This window comes from Bradyrhizobium sp. CB82 (assembly GCF_029714405.1).
GTDB lineage: Bacteria > Pseudomonadota > Alphaproteobacteria > Rhizobiales > Xanthobacteraceae > Bradyrhizobium.
The window spans coordinates 3952332-3967612 of the sequence record NZ_CP121650.1; the positions used below are offsets into that span (position 1 = coordinate 3952332).

The window sequence follows — 15281 nt, forward strand, 5'->3', positions numbered from 1 at the left end:
GTTAGTCCCATCGAGCGAAAAGCGGGTTCAATTCGATTTATGGATTGTCTTCAGGGCGCCTTCGGGCAGGACGTCATCCAGCAAGCTGAGGAAGTCTCGTTGTGCCAGATCGCGCGCGCGATCGACCAAGAACGGGATCGGGCTGGAAGGTTCCGCGGCTCGGAAAAACGACGCCACGTTCGCCAGCAGACCCAAGGCCTGCGCTCTGGTTTCTACTGAAAAAACAATATCTTGAGCATCGTTCTCAGTCGTGGATGAATGCGAGGTGGCGAGCTCCGCCATCCGTTCGATCGGCAGGTCGAAGACCTTGTTGCGCCCGATGTTGATTGCAGCGCTCTCCACGTGGGAGGGCACCAGCATTCGCATCACCTCGATGAACGATTTGCCGACCATCTCCTGTGCCTGGCGCACCAGCAACAGCGCCGGGTTGGATGGTTCCATTCGGGAAAAATAGTCGGCGGCCGCGGCAAGCGCTGCGGAGGCCTGCGCCGACGAAGCCAGCGCGCCAATCGTGTCCGGCGGCACTTGCGCGTCGACGCGAGCCCCGTCTTCCGAAGGCGCGGCGATCGCGGCTGGATCACGCGCCGTGACGAGACCCGCAAGCCAGGCGGCCATGCCGTTTACCAAACCGGAGAGCCTGTCGAGGCTGATGGGTTGTCCGGAGTTCAACTTTTCGTGCCAGATCGCCTTGGTGTCGGCGATTTCGGCTGCAACTGCGGAGCACCGCGCGCTGGCGGCTTTGAGAGTGTCGAGGTCGGTCTCGCTGACGATGCGCTCGATGGTCGCGAGATCAGGCATGTCGACGTCGGCGTCGGCCGCGGGAATTTCGCCCTTGGCAACCTGATAGGCACGGTAGTTGAGGCTGCCGTACCTGCGGCTTTCGATCAGCGGAAGGAATTGGAGCGGGTTGATCACGGTCGGAAACACGTCGATCGCTTCGACCGTTACGGCGCGAAGCGCGTAGTCGCCGTCCTCGCCCCTCGGATGCACCGCCTCCCACTGCTCGCGCAGCAGCAAGTTGGTCGCCTTCAGGCAGCTGAGAAAGCCGTCGAGATCGCGGTTGAGGATGGAAAACTTGGCCAGCAGCAAGTTCAGACGCAGATCGCGGGTGCGCGCCAGAAGCGGTCGTGCGGCGGCAAACTGGCCGGCAAAATCGACCGCCTTCGGATCGAAGCGTCCGCGCTCTCCGCTGGCGTTGACGACCTCGAAGTACGACATCGGCAACAACGATTCCGCAGCTGCGAAGAAATTGAGATATTGCACGTCACCGAGGGCATCGAGATCCGGCCCGCAGGGATCGTCGGCGGCTATCGGCTGCGTCAGGGAGGCGACATCAAGCATGCGAGGACCGTCCTCTGCTCGGCCATGGCCCCTCTCCCGAACCAGTGACATCTGGCGGATCACGCAGGGGGATCATGATCCGATTTCTTATGGGTAAGATGCTCGCTGGTGCCGGTTCATTCCCGCGATCATGACATTTTCGCGTGAACCGGCAAGCTCTTGGAGCCGACTACTTGAGGCCCGGGGTGGTTCTTTCGACGGCTGCTGTGGCGCGTCAGGAGGGCCAGCTCGGGCGGACTTGCCCGGGCTGCCAGTCGCGGGCAGGATTTCCGTGGTTCTTGCAAGACGCCTGATCTGCTCTTTGCAGCCGATCATGTGGTTAGCCAGGGAGTTTAACGCCCACATGGGCCAGCTTACCCAGGATACCCGCCTCTGCGAACTCAAGACACCTCTCGGCAAGGACGTTCTGGTGTTTGCCGGGTTCGAGGCCTCGGAAGGTCTCAGCGAACTGTTCGAGTATCGTATCGAGTGTCTCAGTGAAGATGCCGACCTCGACTTCGACCGTGCGATTGGCCAGCAATGCACGCTCACCATAAAATTGCACGAAAAGGAGCGCGAGTTCAGCGGGATTCTGACGGAAGCCCAGTGGCTCGGAGTGAAGAACGACTATTTCAGCTACCGGATAGTGCTGAAGCCCTGGCTGTGGCTGCTGTCGCGCACCACCGATTGCCGGATCTTTCAGGACAAGAAAGCGCCCGACATTATCAAGGAAGTGTTCAACGAACGCGGTTTCACTGATTTTGAATCCAGGCTCACCGAAGAGGGCTCCTGCCCGAAGCTCGAGTACTGCGTGCAGTATCGCGAGACCGACCTGAATTTCGTGAGCCGGTTGATGGAGCAGCACGGCATCTACTACTTCTTCAAGCATGAGGGCGGCAAGCACACGCTGGTGCTGGCGGACTCCAAGTCGTCGCACAGCCCGATCAGCGGTCTCGCCACGATCCCCTACATCCCTCTGACCGGCGCGGACCGTCGAGGCGAGCAGCACATCTACGAATGGGTTTCGGAACGCCGATTTCGCACCGGAAAGATCGAGCTCAATGACTACAACTACCAGAAACCCAACGCGCAGATGATCAGCGACGCCAAGGGCTCCGAGCACTACACCCGCTCGGAGATGGAGTTCTACGACTATCCAGGCAAGTTCAAGGAAAAATCCGACGGCGAGCGATACGCGAAGATCCAGCTCCAGGCCGAGCAGGCGATGGATCGGCGACGTCGCGGCAACGGCGACGCCGTCAATCTGTTTCCGGGGGGACTGACCAAGCTCGAAAAGCACTCCAAGGACTCGCAGAATGTTGAATATCTCGTGGTCCGAGCCACCCACTCGTTCTCGATCGAGTCCTATCGCACTGGTGGTCCCAGCGACGCCGGGCAGCACGTCTATTTCGGCAGCTACGAGTTTCTGCCGAGCGATCGAGCCTTTCGAGCGCCGATGATGACGCCGAAGCCAAGGATCAACGGCATCCAGACGGCCAAGGTGGTGACCAAAGACGACAATTCGAGCGAGGAAATCGACGTCGAGTCGTTGGGCGAAATCTATGTCCGCTTTTTCTGGGATCGGAAGAAGAAGCGGTCGTGCCGGTTGCGCGTGGCCCAGGTTTGGTCCGGCAAGCGCTGGGGCGGTCAGATCATCCCGCGTGTCGGACAGGAAGTGGTTGTCGAATTTCTGGAAGGGGACCCGGACCGACCTCTGGTGATCGGCACCGTGTACAACGACGAATACAAACTGCCCTACGATCTACCGTCCAAGAAGACGATCGCGGGATTGAAGTCGGACTCCACCAAGGGGAGCGGCGGCTACAACGAATGGAATTTCGAGGACAAGAAGGGATCCGAGAAGATCACGCTGCATGCCGAGAAGGATTACGACGTAACGGTCCGTGACAGCGAGACTCGAACCATCGGCGAGGTTGCATTCGGCGGGGACACCCGCAAGACCACGCTCAAGAATGGCAATGACAAGCTCGATATCGAGTTGGGCGGTCAGCACGTCACGCTGGCCATGGATCAGTCTGTCAACGCGGGCATCAGCATCACGCTGACGGCCAATGCCAACATCACCCTGCAGGTTGGTCCCAGCCAGATCATCCTGTCTCCGGCGGGTATCGTCATCAACGCGCCGACGATCGCCATGACGGCGCAGGCTGCCATGGCGCTTTCGGCCGGTGGTCCGCTGGTCGCCCACGGCACACCAACCCTTGTCGGCTGACGGTTATGGGCCAGGTTCGGTTCAGCACGGTTCAGGATCTGCTTCGAGCTTATCCCATGGCGCGCTATGATGTCGGCAAGGCCGAAGCCGACAAACCTTCGCTGGATTTCCTTCAGGAGGCCGCCGATGCGCGCAACTGGCACCAGGCCGTGTCGTTCTGCGCCTATCTGCTCCCCAGGCGCGTGGCCGTTGCCTGGGGGTGTCGCTCATTGCGACGGATGTTCGACCATTTCGACGCCAACGACAGCAGGTCGCTGAATTTCGCGGAGACCTGGGTCCGCCAGTCGGATGAGCAATCCCGGAACAAGGCGCTGGCCGTCGGCAATGCCAACGATCCCGAGCAGCCAGCGACGTGGCTGGCGCTGGCGGCCGGCTGGTCCGGCGGAAGCGTGGTTCCCGCGGAATTTAAGCCGATCGAAGCCAAGCCCGATCAGGCGGCGCGGGCGGTGCGTGCAGCCCTGCTGATCGGACTTTGCCGGCTGCCCCGGGACTCCCGGGACCGGATAATGACGGCATGCCTGGAGGATGGTATTCAATTAGCACGCGGCGAACCGCGCCCTCCACGCTAACGAGACGATGTGATGGTGCTTCGCTTTAATATCGAGAACGAAACCAACCTTCCTGACGGAGGACCTGTATCATTTTCGGTCACCGGCAGGCGTTCGATAGATATTGGCCGGGATCGTCACCTCGATTGGACGCTCCCGGATCCGGCGCGGATGATTTCGGGAAAACATTGCGAGGTGCACTTTCGCGACGGCGGCTACTGGCTGCACGACGTCTCGACCAACGGCACCTTTCTCAACGGCGCCGATCAGCGCATGCGGGGGCCGCATCGCCTGCGCGACGGTGACCGGCTCACCATCGGCCATTACATCATTGGAGTTTCGCTGGAGGATGAGGCCGGCGGGCGCGCCCCTGACCATGAGGCACAACCGCATGCGGCTCTCCTCCAGCAGCATGCGAATTACGAGGAGCTGTGGGCATCCGATCGTGACGTGCCGCCGCCGATCGACCCGCAACAGTTGAAGAAGCCACGCGAGACCGCGCGGCCCGTCAATCCGGAATTTCTGGATTGGGCGGCGAGCGTCCCGGCGCCGGGTGTCGATCCCGTTCGACGTTCGTCACCAATGCCTCCATTCCAGCCGTCCGTACAGGATGACATGAGCTGGGCAGCCGGCCCGGTTGCCGCGCCTAGACCGCAAGGCGAGCGCCCACCCGCCATGCCGACCCCGCGCCGGCCATCGGTGTGGACCGATGATGAACCTGGGGCCGCCCAGCCGCTGCCATCGCCACAGCGGCCGGAGGATGAGACGCCGCGCCCGTCGCGGGCGGCGGAGGAGGAACCTGTCACCGCCATGCCGGCCGGCGGTACCGAGTTCGCGCGGCTGGTGGCACACGCTGCCGGATTGCCGGACAATTTCTTTGCCAACAAGACCGATGCCGAGCTTGCTGAACAGCTTGGCATCATCTTGCGCGTGACCGTGGATAATCTGATGGCGCTGCTGCAGGCGCGAACTCAAGCCAAGCGGCTGACTCGCAGCATGAGTCAGACCACCGTCCAGGCCATCGAGAACAATCCGCTGAAATTCTCGCCGACCTCGGAAGAGGCGATGCGCATTCTGTTCGGACCGCCGACGCGTAGTTACCTCGACGCGCCACGCGCCTTCGCACAGGGCTTCGATGACCTCAAATCACATCAATTGAAGACGTACATGGCGATGCAGCATGCTGTCCATGAGCTGGTCGCCGGTATCGATCCGACGCTGATGGCGCGTGAGCTCGAGCTTCAGCGCGGTGCGAGATCCTGGCTCGGCTCGAACAAGAGCAAGCTCTGGGACGAATTCCTGACGCGCTGGAAGGCGCATCTCGGCCGCGACAACAGCGCGCCGATCGATACTTTCATGTTGCATTTCTCGGACTATTACGACCGCACCGACAAGGCCGGGTCAAAGTAAGCTTTCGGCGACCACGCGGTCGCCGACAATTGCGTAGTGGATGCAGGAATGTCTTGGTACAGCAAGGTTTTCTGGTCAGAAGGTCTGTTTCTGCGACCGCATCATCTGCAGCAGAACGACCGCTACATCGAACATTTGCTGGAAAAGCGCGTTCGCTACACAACGCCATACCCTTGGGGATTCGCACAGCTCGAGATCGATAAGGATCTTACCGAACAGAGCAAATTCGCGGTGCGCAGCGCGTCCGGCGTCATGCCGGACGGAACGCCGTTCGATATTCCTGCGGACAGCCCGATTCCGGAAGCGATCGAAGTACCGGATTCGGCCGCAGGCCAGATCGTATGGCTGATGATGCCGGTCGCGGCGCCAAACACCCGCGAGGTGGATGAGGACCGCACCGACAGCGCCAGTCGTTATGTTCGTACTTCAGAAACCTTCATCGACTCGACCTCCGCGCTACGCATCGAGGAAGAGATCGACATCGCTTATCCGCGGTTGTCATTCGAATTGCGTAAGACCAGCAAGCCCGGATACATGGGCCTCGGCATCGCGCGCGTTCTTGAGGTGCGTGACAAGAACATCCTGTTCGACGACAAGTTCGTGCCGCCGATGCTGATCTGCGCCGCACATCCGATCATCGACGGCTGGCTCAACCGCATCATCGGCTGGGTAGAGACAAAGCTCGACGAACTGGCGCGTTACGCGGTCGATCCGTCGTCCGGGGGAGGGTTGCAGAGCGTCGACTACCTGGTGCTGCAAGTGCTGAACCGCACTATTCCTGTGCTGACCCATTTCCAACGTTCCGGCAGCGTGCACCCCGAACGGCTGTACGAGGAGTTGCTGAGGTTTGCGGGTGAACTTGCGACGTTTGCCACGGCGGAACGGCGCGCGCGTAACTATCCGGCCTACGATCACGACAATCTCGAGAACGTCTTCACACCCTTGGTGCGCGACATCCAGGACTTCCTGAGCGCGCGGCTGGGCCGGCGGGCAATCCGTCTGGAGATCATCGAGCGCGCCCAGAACGCGTTCATATCGCCGATCCGCGATCGGGCGCTGTTCCGCAACGCAACCTTGGTCCTGGAGGTCACCGCGCGGCGACCCCTCGTGGAGATTCAGAACGAATTCCCGCACCTGTTCAAGGTCGGGCCGAACACCAGGATGAACGAGATCGTGCACGCCAACCTGCCGGGGCTGACGCTGGTGCATTTGCCGACGCCGCCGCCGCACATCCGGGCCATCACAGATCACGTCTATTTCTATCTCGACCGCAAGTCACCGCTATGGCCCGAGTTCAGCACGGCGGCTTCGATCGGGATGCATTTCTCCGGTGACTGGCCGGAGCTTGAGCTGTACCTTTGGGCTATCCTGGAAGATCGGCCATGAGCGACAGGGACAAGCCGGTCAATCCTTTCGGTCGGGGCGAACGGACGATCATCCGTCCGAACCCGGGCGGGAAATTGTCGCCGGCTCCGCCCCAGCCTCCAGCGGGCGAACTACCTGCAGGACATTCAGGCGCCCCGCCATCGCCTTCGCGGGCCGCCCCTTCGCCGCCGTCCTTTTCCAGCGTCCCGTCGAACGCCAATTACGCCGCCGCGCCGACCAGTCACCCGTCCGAGGAGTGGATCTCTACGCCCGCGCAGGCCCAGTCGCCGCAACCGATCCTCCCGCCGGGGCCACCGCTGCGGGTCGATGATCTGGTCGCGCCAAACGCCAATCCGGTGATGCGCGCCGCCGGTCCATTGCTGCAATTGCTTGGCCGTTTGCGGGTGGCGCTCATGCGTGCGTCGTTCGCGAGCCTGATGGAGCAGGTCGCCGACGCCATCAAGTTCTTCGAGAAGGACATCCGGTCGGCAGGTATTTCAGAGCATCAGGCCAACACAGCGAAATACATCCTCTGCGCCACCGCCGACGATATCGTGCAACACATCCCGACCGAGGATCGCCACGTCTGGGCCCAATACTCGATGCTCAGCCGGTTCTTCGGCGAGCGGGTCGGGGGTGTTCGTTTCTTCGAGGTGCTCGACCATTTGAAGGCTGATCCGCTGGTCAACTATCCGGTGCTCGAACTGCAGCACGCCTGCCTTGCGCTCGGGTTCCAGGGCATTCACCGTACATCGGCGGGCGGACTTGCCAACCTGCAGGTGATCCAGCGCAATCTCTATGAAACGCTGCGCCGGGTCCGGCCCAAGCCGACCAACGATCTTTCGCCGAACTGGCGTGGGCAGGCGCTGGCTGGTCGCCGGAAGAGTCTCCCGATTCCCATTTGGTTGGTGGCGGCCGTGGTCGCCGCGTTGCTGACGGGATCCTATTTCGTCCTGCGCACGCTGCTCGCTGGCCGGGCAGAGAATGCTGCGGAGGTGGCGCTGGCGCTCCATCCCAGTGACCCGATCGAGCTCAAACGTCAGATCATTGCGCCGCCGCCACCGCCGCCACCGCCGCCACCACCGGACCGCATCACCCAGTTGCAGCGCATCCGCAACGCGCTAGCGAAGGAGAACACCGTCTGTGCCATGACGGCGGACCAGACCGCTAGCTTCATAGTGATCAGGGTCTGTGACCTGGCGTTGTTCGCGTCGGGCCAAGCCACCATCCTTGATGGCTTCAAGCCGGTTGCGGCCCGCGTCGCGGCAACCCTCGACAAGGAGCCCGGTCGAATCCGGGTCGTCGGCCATACCGATAGTTCGCCGATCCGCACCGTCCGCTTCCCTTCGAACTTCGAGTTGTCGGTCGAGCGCGCCAGGGCGGTCGCCGCCGCGCTGAAGCCTGGCCTGACCGATGGTTCGCGCATCGATGTCGAGGGCAAGGGGTCGGATGCGCCCATCGCCGGCAATTCCACACCTGAGGGACGCGCCAAGAACAGGCGGGTCGAGATCTTTATCGAACGCAGCGAATGAGCAGACACCGCCAGCTCACGGATACGGGTAAATGCTTGCCAAGGACATTCTCCGCATCATTCTCTATGGAGTAGGGCTCAGCTCGCTCGGGGCGGTGATCTACTTCGCGGGTCCCTTCGTCGCATTCGGCGACTGGCGGCCGCTGGAGAACCATATCGTCCGCCAGATCGCAATTCTGCTGCTCGGCGCAGCCGTGGCAAGCGTCGCTGGCCTTCACCTGTTCAAGCGGCGTAAGAATGCCAAAGAGATCGCGGACGGCATCAGCGGTGTGGACCAGCCTGTCAGCGACGAGCCGGTGCTCAAGGAACGCATGAAGGACGCGCTCGCGACGCTGAAAACCGCGAGCGGCAACAAGTCGGGCTATCTCTACGATCTACCCTGGTACGTCATCATCGGTCCGCCAGGTGCTGGCAAAACCACGGCGCTGGTCAATTCCGGGCTCAAATTTCCGCTCGCGCGTGGCGCGACGCCGGCAGCGATTGCCGGAGTCGGCGGTACCCGCTACTGCGATTGGTGGTTTACCGAGGAAGCGGTGCTGATCGATACGGCTGGCCGCTACACCACCCAGGATTCCAATAGCAAGGTCGACAAGGACAGCTGGCTGGCCTTTCTGGACATCCTGAAGAAAAGCCGATCGCGCCAACCGATCAACGGCGTCCTCGTCGCCATCAGTATCGAAGACGTGCTGACGCTGCCGAAGCAGGAGCTCGCACTGCACGCCGATGCCATCAGGATGCGCCTGCTCGAGCTGCATCAAAGACTCAAGGTCAGCTTCCCGGTCTACGCGCTATTCACCAAGGCAGATCTCGTTGCCGGCTTCACCGAATATTTCGCCTATCTCGGCGAGGCCGGCCGCCGTCAGGTCTGGGGCGCCACATTCCAAACTGCCGACAAGACCCAGAATCTGGTGGGGCAGATACCGGTGGAGTTCGACCGTCTGCTGGAGCGCCTGAGCGAGGAGACGCTTGACCGTCTGCAGGACGAGCCGACGGCGCAGCACCGCGTGCAATTGTTCGGCTTCCCGGCGCAGATGGCGCGGCTCAAGCCTCAGATCCACAATTTTCTCAACCAGATATTCGAGCCGACGCGCTATCATGTGAATGCCAACCTGCGTGGGTTCTACTTCACTTCGGGTACTCAGCAAGGTACGCCGATCGACCAATTGATCGGCTCGCTGGCGCGCACGTTCGGCGCAGAGGAGGTGAGTGCCGGATCCTATTCGGGGACGGGCAAGAGCTACTTTCTCGCCGATCTGATTTCCAAAGTCATTATCGGCGAGGCCGATTGGGTCTCCACCGACCGTGCCGCCGTGCGCCGCGCGCTGATTCTGAAAACCGCAGCGCTGTCCTTCATCGGCCTGGTTTCGATTGGGCTCATCGCGGTCTGGGTGACCAGCTACAAGCGCAATTCTGATTTGATCGAGCAGAGTCTGCAGGCGGATGCCGAATATGCAGCGGCTGGCTCGCCCCTGATCAAACAGACGCTGATCGCTGACCATGATCTCGACAAGGTGCTGCCGCTGCTCTATCGGCTTCGCAACGCGCCGGCTGGCTATGGATCGCGCGTTGAGCCCGTACCATTGTCGGCCCGCTACGGGCTCAGCCAACACACCCGGCTGCTATCGCCCTCGAAGGCCGCCTATCATACGGCGCTTGAACGGATGTTCCGGCCGCGCCTGCTGTATCGGCTTGAGGAGCAGCTCAATGCGCGCATCGAGGAGCCTGCCTTCGTCTACGAGGCGCTGAAGGTCTACCTGATGCTCGGCGGCCTGCAGTCACCAGACCGCGAGCTGATCCGCTCTTGGATGCAACGCGACTGGGCGGACAATCTCTATCCTGGCGCGACCAACGCCGAAGGGCGGCGTCTGCTCGATGAGAACCTTATGGCGATGTTCGACCTCGAGACCGAGCAGCCACCGCTGGTCGGACTCGATGGCCGGCTGATCAAGCAGGCCCAGAACTCGTTGGCGCGCCTGAGCGTGTCGCAGCGCGCCTACGAGTTTCTGAAATCGGAGGCGCGCGCATCGACCGCGGGCGACTGGATCGTCAGCCGCCGCGGCGGTCCGGACGTAGCCATCGTGTTCGAAACTACGACGGGACAACCCTTGGACACCGTGCGGGTCCCCGAGTTCTTCACGTATAATGGCTTCCATCAAAAGTTCATCGCTCGACTGCCCGGGCTGTCGGAGCGCATGAAGCGGGAGCGGTGGGTCCTGGGCGATGCCGGCCAGCAGTCAGCCATCGATCAGCAGTATGATAGCTTGGCCGGCGATCTGCTCAACGTCTATTCGAACGAGTTTGTGACGACTTGGCGCACTGCACTCGGCAGCCTGCGGCTGAAGAAGCTGCTAGCCGATAAGCCGAAATACGAGGTGCTGAGGGCTCTTTCGGCACCGACCTCACCGATGCGGCAAATTCTCGAATCGGTGCGCGACGAGACGATGCTGACCAAGGAACGCCCGAAGCCGGCGAATGCTACGGCTCCTGCTGTGGCGCCCGCGGCGTCCGCGCCGGCACTATTCACGAATGTCCAGGATGGCCCGCCCGGAGCGGCGATCGAGGCGCAATTCAAACCCTACCATGCGGTGCTGGAAGGCGAGAGCACCCACCGCCCGATCGACTCGACCATCGCCAACCTGAACGACATTGCACAGAACCTGACGCTGATTGTCGAGAATCCGCAACTGACCGCGCAGGCGACAACCGCGCTTCAGACCCAGGTGGCAGCCCTGCGCAACAATGCCTCGCGCATGCCACCGCCGTTTTCCGACATGCTGCGAGCGGCCGCTGCTGAGTTCGAAGGGAGTATCGCCGCTTCGACCGCCGGACAGATCCTGCAGTCGTTGCGCGATCAGGTCACGCCGGTCTGCCAGCAGGCAGTGACCAACCGCTACCCGTTTGTGCGCGGCAGCAATCAGGAGGTGCCGCTCGCGGACTTCGCCAAACTTTTCAGTCCAAACGGCATTATGGACAAGTTCTTCGCTCAGTTCCTTTCGCCGTACGCCGACACGTCGCGACCCGAGTGGGTCTGGCGAAAGGAGAGCCCCGTTGGCCGGTCGTTTTCACCCGACACGCTGAAACAGTTCCAGAATGCGGCCTATATCCGCGATGCCTTCTTCCAGACAGGCGGCGGTGTGCCGGCGGTATCGCTTGCGATCCGGCCGCCCGGCGCAGCCGGCCCCGGCGTTACCATCAAGACGGAGATCGGTGGCACCACGATTACGAGTCCGACCACTCCCGGGCCGGCCACTTCTTCCATGTTCGGCGCGCCTCAACCTCCGCCATCACCGCCACAAAGCAATGCACCGACCACCGTGCTCTGGCCGGGCCCATCGCCGCGCACCGCGATTTCAGTCAGCAACGACTCCGGCCCGCCATCCGTGCTTGAGCGCAACGGCCCATGGTCGCTGTTCCGGATGCTGGAGGCCGGTTCGCTGGTTGCGAAGGCGGAAACCGCCAGCGCGACCTTCATCGTCGCCGGGCGCGAGCTCAACTATCAGATTTCGACGGGCTCGATGCGCAATCCGCTGAACCTGACGGTGCTCCGCGAGTTTCGTTGCCCAAGTGGAATATGACCATGCGTTGCGGGCTGTTCGGCAAGATCGGCGCGAAGCGCGATTTCATCGCGATCGCGACGCCGCGCAGTTTCCTGGAAATCTGGGAGCCATGGGTGCAGGCCGCGCTGTCGGCAAGCCGGCATCAGCTCGGCTCGAACTGGCAGCGGGCCTTCCTGACCGCGCCAGTTTGGCGGTTCTGGCTCGGCGACGCAATCTGCGGCAGCACTGTCATGGGTGCAATGATGCCCTCGCTCGACGGGGTGGGGCGGTATTATCCATTGACGCTTCACGCGGTGATGGATGCCGGCGCTTTGCTGCCGCCGCCAAGCATCGACCCGCAGGACGCATGGTTTGGACAAGCCGAGACGTTCCTGCTCTCGACCCTGGATCGAGCTGCGACCTATGAGCAGATCTCCGATGCGCTGGATCGGCTCGCGGTGCCGCAGCTGCAGGCGCCCGGCGCTGAGGGGCCGCCAATCGTGTCGTCGGGCACGGCGACGTTGGGAATGGTTTCAGCGGCCGATACGTTCGCTGAGTCTTTTGGTGCACTTTGCACTGCGAATCCACAGGTCTATGCCGCGGCAAGTTTCTGGTGGACCGCCGGAGGCGAAGGCTTCCCATCAATAGCGCTCTGCTGCCGCGGATTACCGGATCCTTTTCACTATTCCACCCTGCTGACCGGCGATCTGGGCCGGGCGGCGTCCGGCACGGGGTGATCGCGATGGTCCACATCCCGTCTCTGTTCGATGTTGGCAGCGTCACGCATATCGGGCGGGTGCGGACGCGGAACGAGGATTCGTGCCTGGTGCGGACCGACGTCGGCCTGTGGGCGGTCGCCGACGGTATGGGCGGCCATGAGGCTGGCGATCTTGCCAGTCGCATTGTAGTCGAGTCGCTCGACGCGATCGGTGCGCCAGCCTCCGCCGTTGACCTGCTGGCGCAGTGCGAGGAACGGCTGTTCAGTGCGAACCAGCAGATCTTGGCTCTCAGCCGTGCGTTGGATGGAGCCACCGTCGGCACCACGGCGGCAGTTCTGCTCGTGCGCGACGGCTACTATGCCTGCATATGGGCGGGCGACAGCCGCGTCTACCGGATCAACCATGGCAGCATTAGCCAGGTGTCGCACGATCATAGCGAGTTGGAGGAATTGATCGCAGGCGGCTCGATATCGCGCGAGGAAGTCAAGGATTGGCCGAACAGCGCCATCACCCGGGCCGTCGGCGTTGCTGCTGATCCGGAGTTCGAGGTGGTGACCGGTCCGGTTGAGCCGGAAGACATCTTCGTGATCTGCAGTGACGGTCTGACCAGGCACCTGCAGGACGAAGAGATCTTGCAGCACGTGGCCACGCGCCGTGCCCAGGCGGCCTGCGATGACATGCTCGCACTGGCCCTCGATCGCGGAGGGTTCGACAATGTGACGATCGTGATCGTGCGGCTGCTGACGCTGCGGTCCTCGGAGCCGACGAGATCGCCGCTCGATCCGGAGCCGCAACCATGACTCCGAATGATCCCATCCGATCGTCCTACCGCGGTGTGCCGCCCGGCACGCGGTTAAATGGTATCTATGAGATCGAAGCGATGATCGGGGCAGGCGGCATGGGCGAGGTCTACAAGTGCCGCGAGATCCAGACCGGAGCGCCGGTTGCGGTGAAAATGCTGCTGCCTGACATGGTCGACAACGAGGCGGCGCTCGGGCTGTTCCGTCGAGAGGCCGCGGCGCTCCACAATCTTCCGCATGACGCGATCGTTCGCTACTTCCTGTTCACTGTGGAGCCGGTGCTGCAGCGGCCGTATCTCGCGATGGAGTTCGTGAACGGCCGCTCGCTCTCGAACATGCTCGACGAAGGGCCACTGAGTTTCGAGGCACTGCTTAAGCTGATGCATCGGGTCGGATCGGGACTGCAAGCCGCCCACGAGCATGGCATCATCCACCGCGACGTCTCTCCGGACAACATCATCGTGCCGCTCGACGATGTGAGGCGGGCGAAGATCATCGACTTCGGCATCGCCCGGTCGACCCAGTTGGGTGACAAGACCATCATCGGCTCGGGCTTCGCCGGCAAGGACAACTACGCGTCGCCGGAGCAGGTAGGGTTGTACGGCAACGATGTCACCGCGAAGTCCGACGTCTACAGCCTGGGCCTCGTGCTGTTCCATGCGTTGACCGGACAGAAGCTCGACATGGGCGGCAGCCAGTTTCAATTGGTGGAGAAACGCCGGCGTGTGCCCGATCTCGGTGCGGTGGACCTGCGGATCCGGCCTCTGCTGGAGCGGATGCTGCAACCTGATCCGGCCTTGCGTCCGACCATGGCGGAGGTTGCCAACTGGACGCCGACCGCTCCGGTTCAGGCGTCCGCCACGCCCTTGTACGGCTTCGATCCGCTGGCGCGGCCGGAAACCGGGCCGTCGGCGCTGCGGGACAGGACAGACAGGACACCATCAACCGCGCAGCGGCCACACAGCCTCTGGCTGGGAGCAGGCGTGGCGGGGCTGCTGCTCCTGCTGGGCGGTGGATATGCCTTCTACAAATTGGTCTGGTCGGCGCCGGGTGTGGCGGCTTTGCCGCCACCTCCGAAGCTCGCCGGGACAATGACACCACAGAGGATCGAGCCCGCTCCGCCACAGCCCGGCAGCCAGGAGCCGCCAAAGCTGCCGTCACAGCCGACGGTGACGCCGTCTCCGGCACTCGATGCGCCAGGGCGAGCGGAGCGCATCCGCAGATATGTGGCCCAATATGCCGGTGGCGACTGCTTCTTCATCCTGCCGGTTGCAGTGAGCCCAAGCGCCGCCGTGATCGAGGGCTTCGGCGCCTCGACCGCCCCGTTCGACACCTTCGACAAGGCGTTTCGGCGGGAGCAGGGATTCGAGGCTTCCGTCGGCGTGAGGCAGGTGACCCAAGCGCAATGTCCGGCCGTCAAGTTTTTGAGTCAGGTCGGGAGCGATCAGGCGCGAGCGCCGCGCATCAACCTGTCAGCGACAGAGCTGAAAGCCGGCGAAACCCTGACCGGCACCATTGAGAACTTCGCCAACCGCGTGGTGGAACTGCTCATGGTATCGGATCGCGGCGAGGTCCAGAGCCTGTCCTATCTTCTAAAGCCGGGCACTGACTCGCTTTCGTTTACTCTCCCGACGGCGCGCGCGACCGGCCCGCAACTGTTGTTGGTCGTGGCGGCCCCGCGAGTTCTTGACTCGTTGCGCCAGCCGAGACCTATGGCTGCCGACACGTTCTTCCTGCAGGCGCTGAGCGAGGCTCAGCGCGGCAACACGACGATTACCGCGGCTGCACGCTATGTGTTGCTCACGAACTGAGCTGTTTG

Annotated in this window: 10 protein-coding genes; 9 read left to right on the plus strand and 1 reads right to left on the minus strand. The window is 62.5% G+C overall.

Going from position 1 to position 15281, the window contains the following annotated elements:
* Window positions 1-27: 27 nt before the first annotated feature.
* Window positions 28-1341, minus strand: coding sequence for a type VI secretion system ImpA family N-terminal domain-containing protein (locus QA640_RS18945; protein WP_283042102.1), 1314 nt, complete (start codon window positions 1339-1341; stop codon window positions 28-30).
* A gap of 343 nt (window positions 1342-1684) precedes the next feature.
* Between QA640_RS18945 and tssI the strand changes: the two genes are divergently transcribed.
* From tssI to QA640_RS18990, 9 genes are read left to right on the plus strand one after another with little or no spacing between them, the layout of a single operon-like run.
* Window positions 1685-3553, plus strand: coding sequence for a type VI secretion system tip protein TssI/VgrG (gene tssI, locus QA640_RS18950; RefSeq protein WP_283042103.1), 1869 nt, complete (start codon window positions 1685-1687; stop codon window positions 3551-3553).
* Window positions 3554-3609: 56 nt separating this feature from the next.
* Window positions 3610-4122, plus strand: a complete 513-nt coding sequence (locus tag QA640_RS18955) for a hypothetical protein (protein ID WP_283042104.1) — start codon at window positions 3610-3612, stop codon at window positions 4120-4122.
* 12 nt (window positions 4123-4134) lie between these two features.
* Window positions 4135-5511, plus strand: a complete 1377-nt coding sequence (gene tagH / locus QA640_RS18960) for a type VI secretion system-associated FHA domain protein TagH (protein WP_283042105.1) — start codon at window positions 4135-4137, stop codon at window positions 5509-5511.
* Between the two features lie 48 nt (window positions 5512-5559).
* Window positions 5560-6897: a type VI secretion system baseplate subunit TssK gene (gene tssK, locus QA640_RS18965; protein ID WP_283042107.1), complete on the plus strand. Its 1338-nt coding sequence runs from the start codon at window positions 5560-5562 to the stop codon at window positions 6895-6897.
* Window positions 6894-8408, plus strand: a complete 1515-nt coding sequence (tssL, locus tag QA640_RS18970; RefSeq protein WP_283042108.1) for a type VI secretion system protein TssL, long form — start codon at window positions 6894-6896, stop codon at window positions 8406-8408. The genes tssK and tssL overlap by 4 nt, the downstream gene beginning before the upstream one ends.
* Before the next feature lie 31 nt (window positions 8409-8439).
* Window positions 8440-11982: a type VI secretion system membrane subunit TssM gene (gene tssM, locus QA640_RS18975; protein WP_283042109.1), complete on the plus strand. Its 3543-nt coding sequence runs from the start codon at window positions 8440-8442 to the stop codon at window positions 11980-11982.
* Window positions 11979-12680, plus strand: coding sequence for a type VI secretion system-associated protein TagF (gene tagF / locus QA640_RS18980; RefSeq protein WP_283042110.1), 702 nt, complete (start codon window positions 11979-11981; stop codon window positions 12678-12680). Before tssM ends, tagF begins: the two co-directional genes overlap by 4 nt.
* 5 nt (window positions 12681-12685) lie before the next feature.
* Entirely contained in the window at window positions 12686-13462 is a 777-nt protein-coding gene (locus QA640_RS18985) for a protein phosphatase 2C domain-containing protein (RefSeq protein WP_283042111.1), read from the plus strand.
* Complete coding sequence (locus QA640_RS18990) at window positions 13459-15273, plus strand: serine/threonine-protein kinase (RefSeq protein ID WP_283042112.1); 1815 nt, start codon at window positions 13459-13461, stop codon at window positions 15271-15273. The genes QA640_RS18985 and QA640_RS18990 overlap by 4 nt, the downstream gene beginning before the upstream one ends.
* The last annotated feature ends 8 nt before the right edge of the window (window positions 15274-15281 follow it).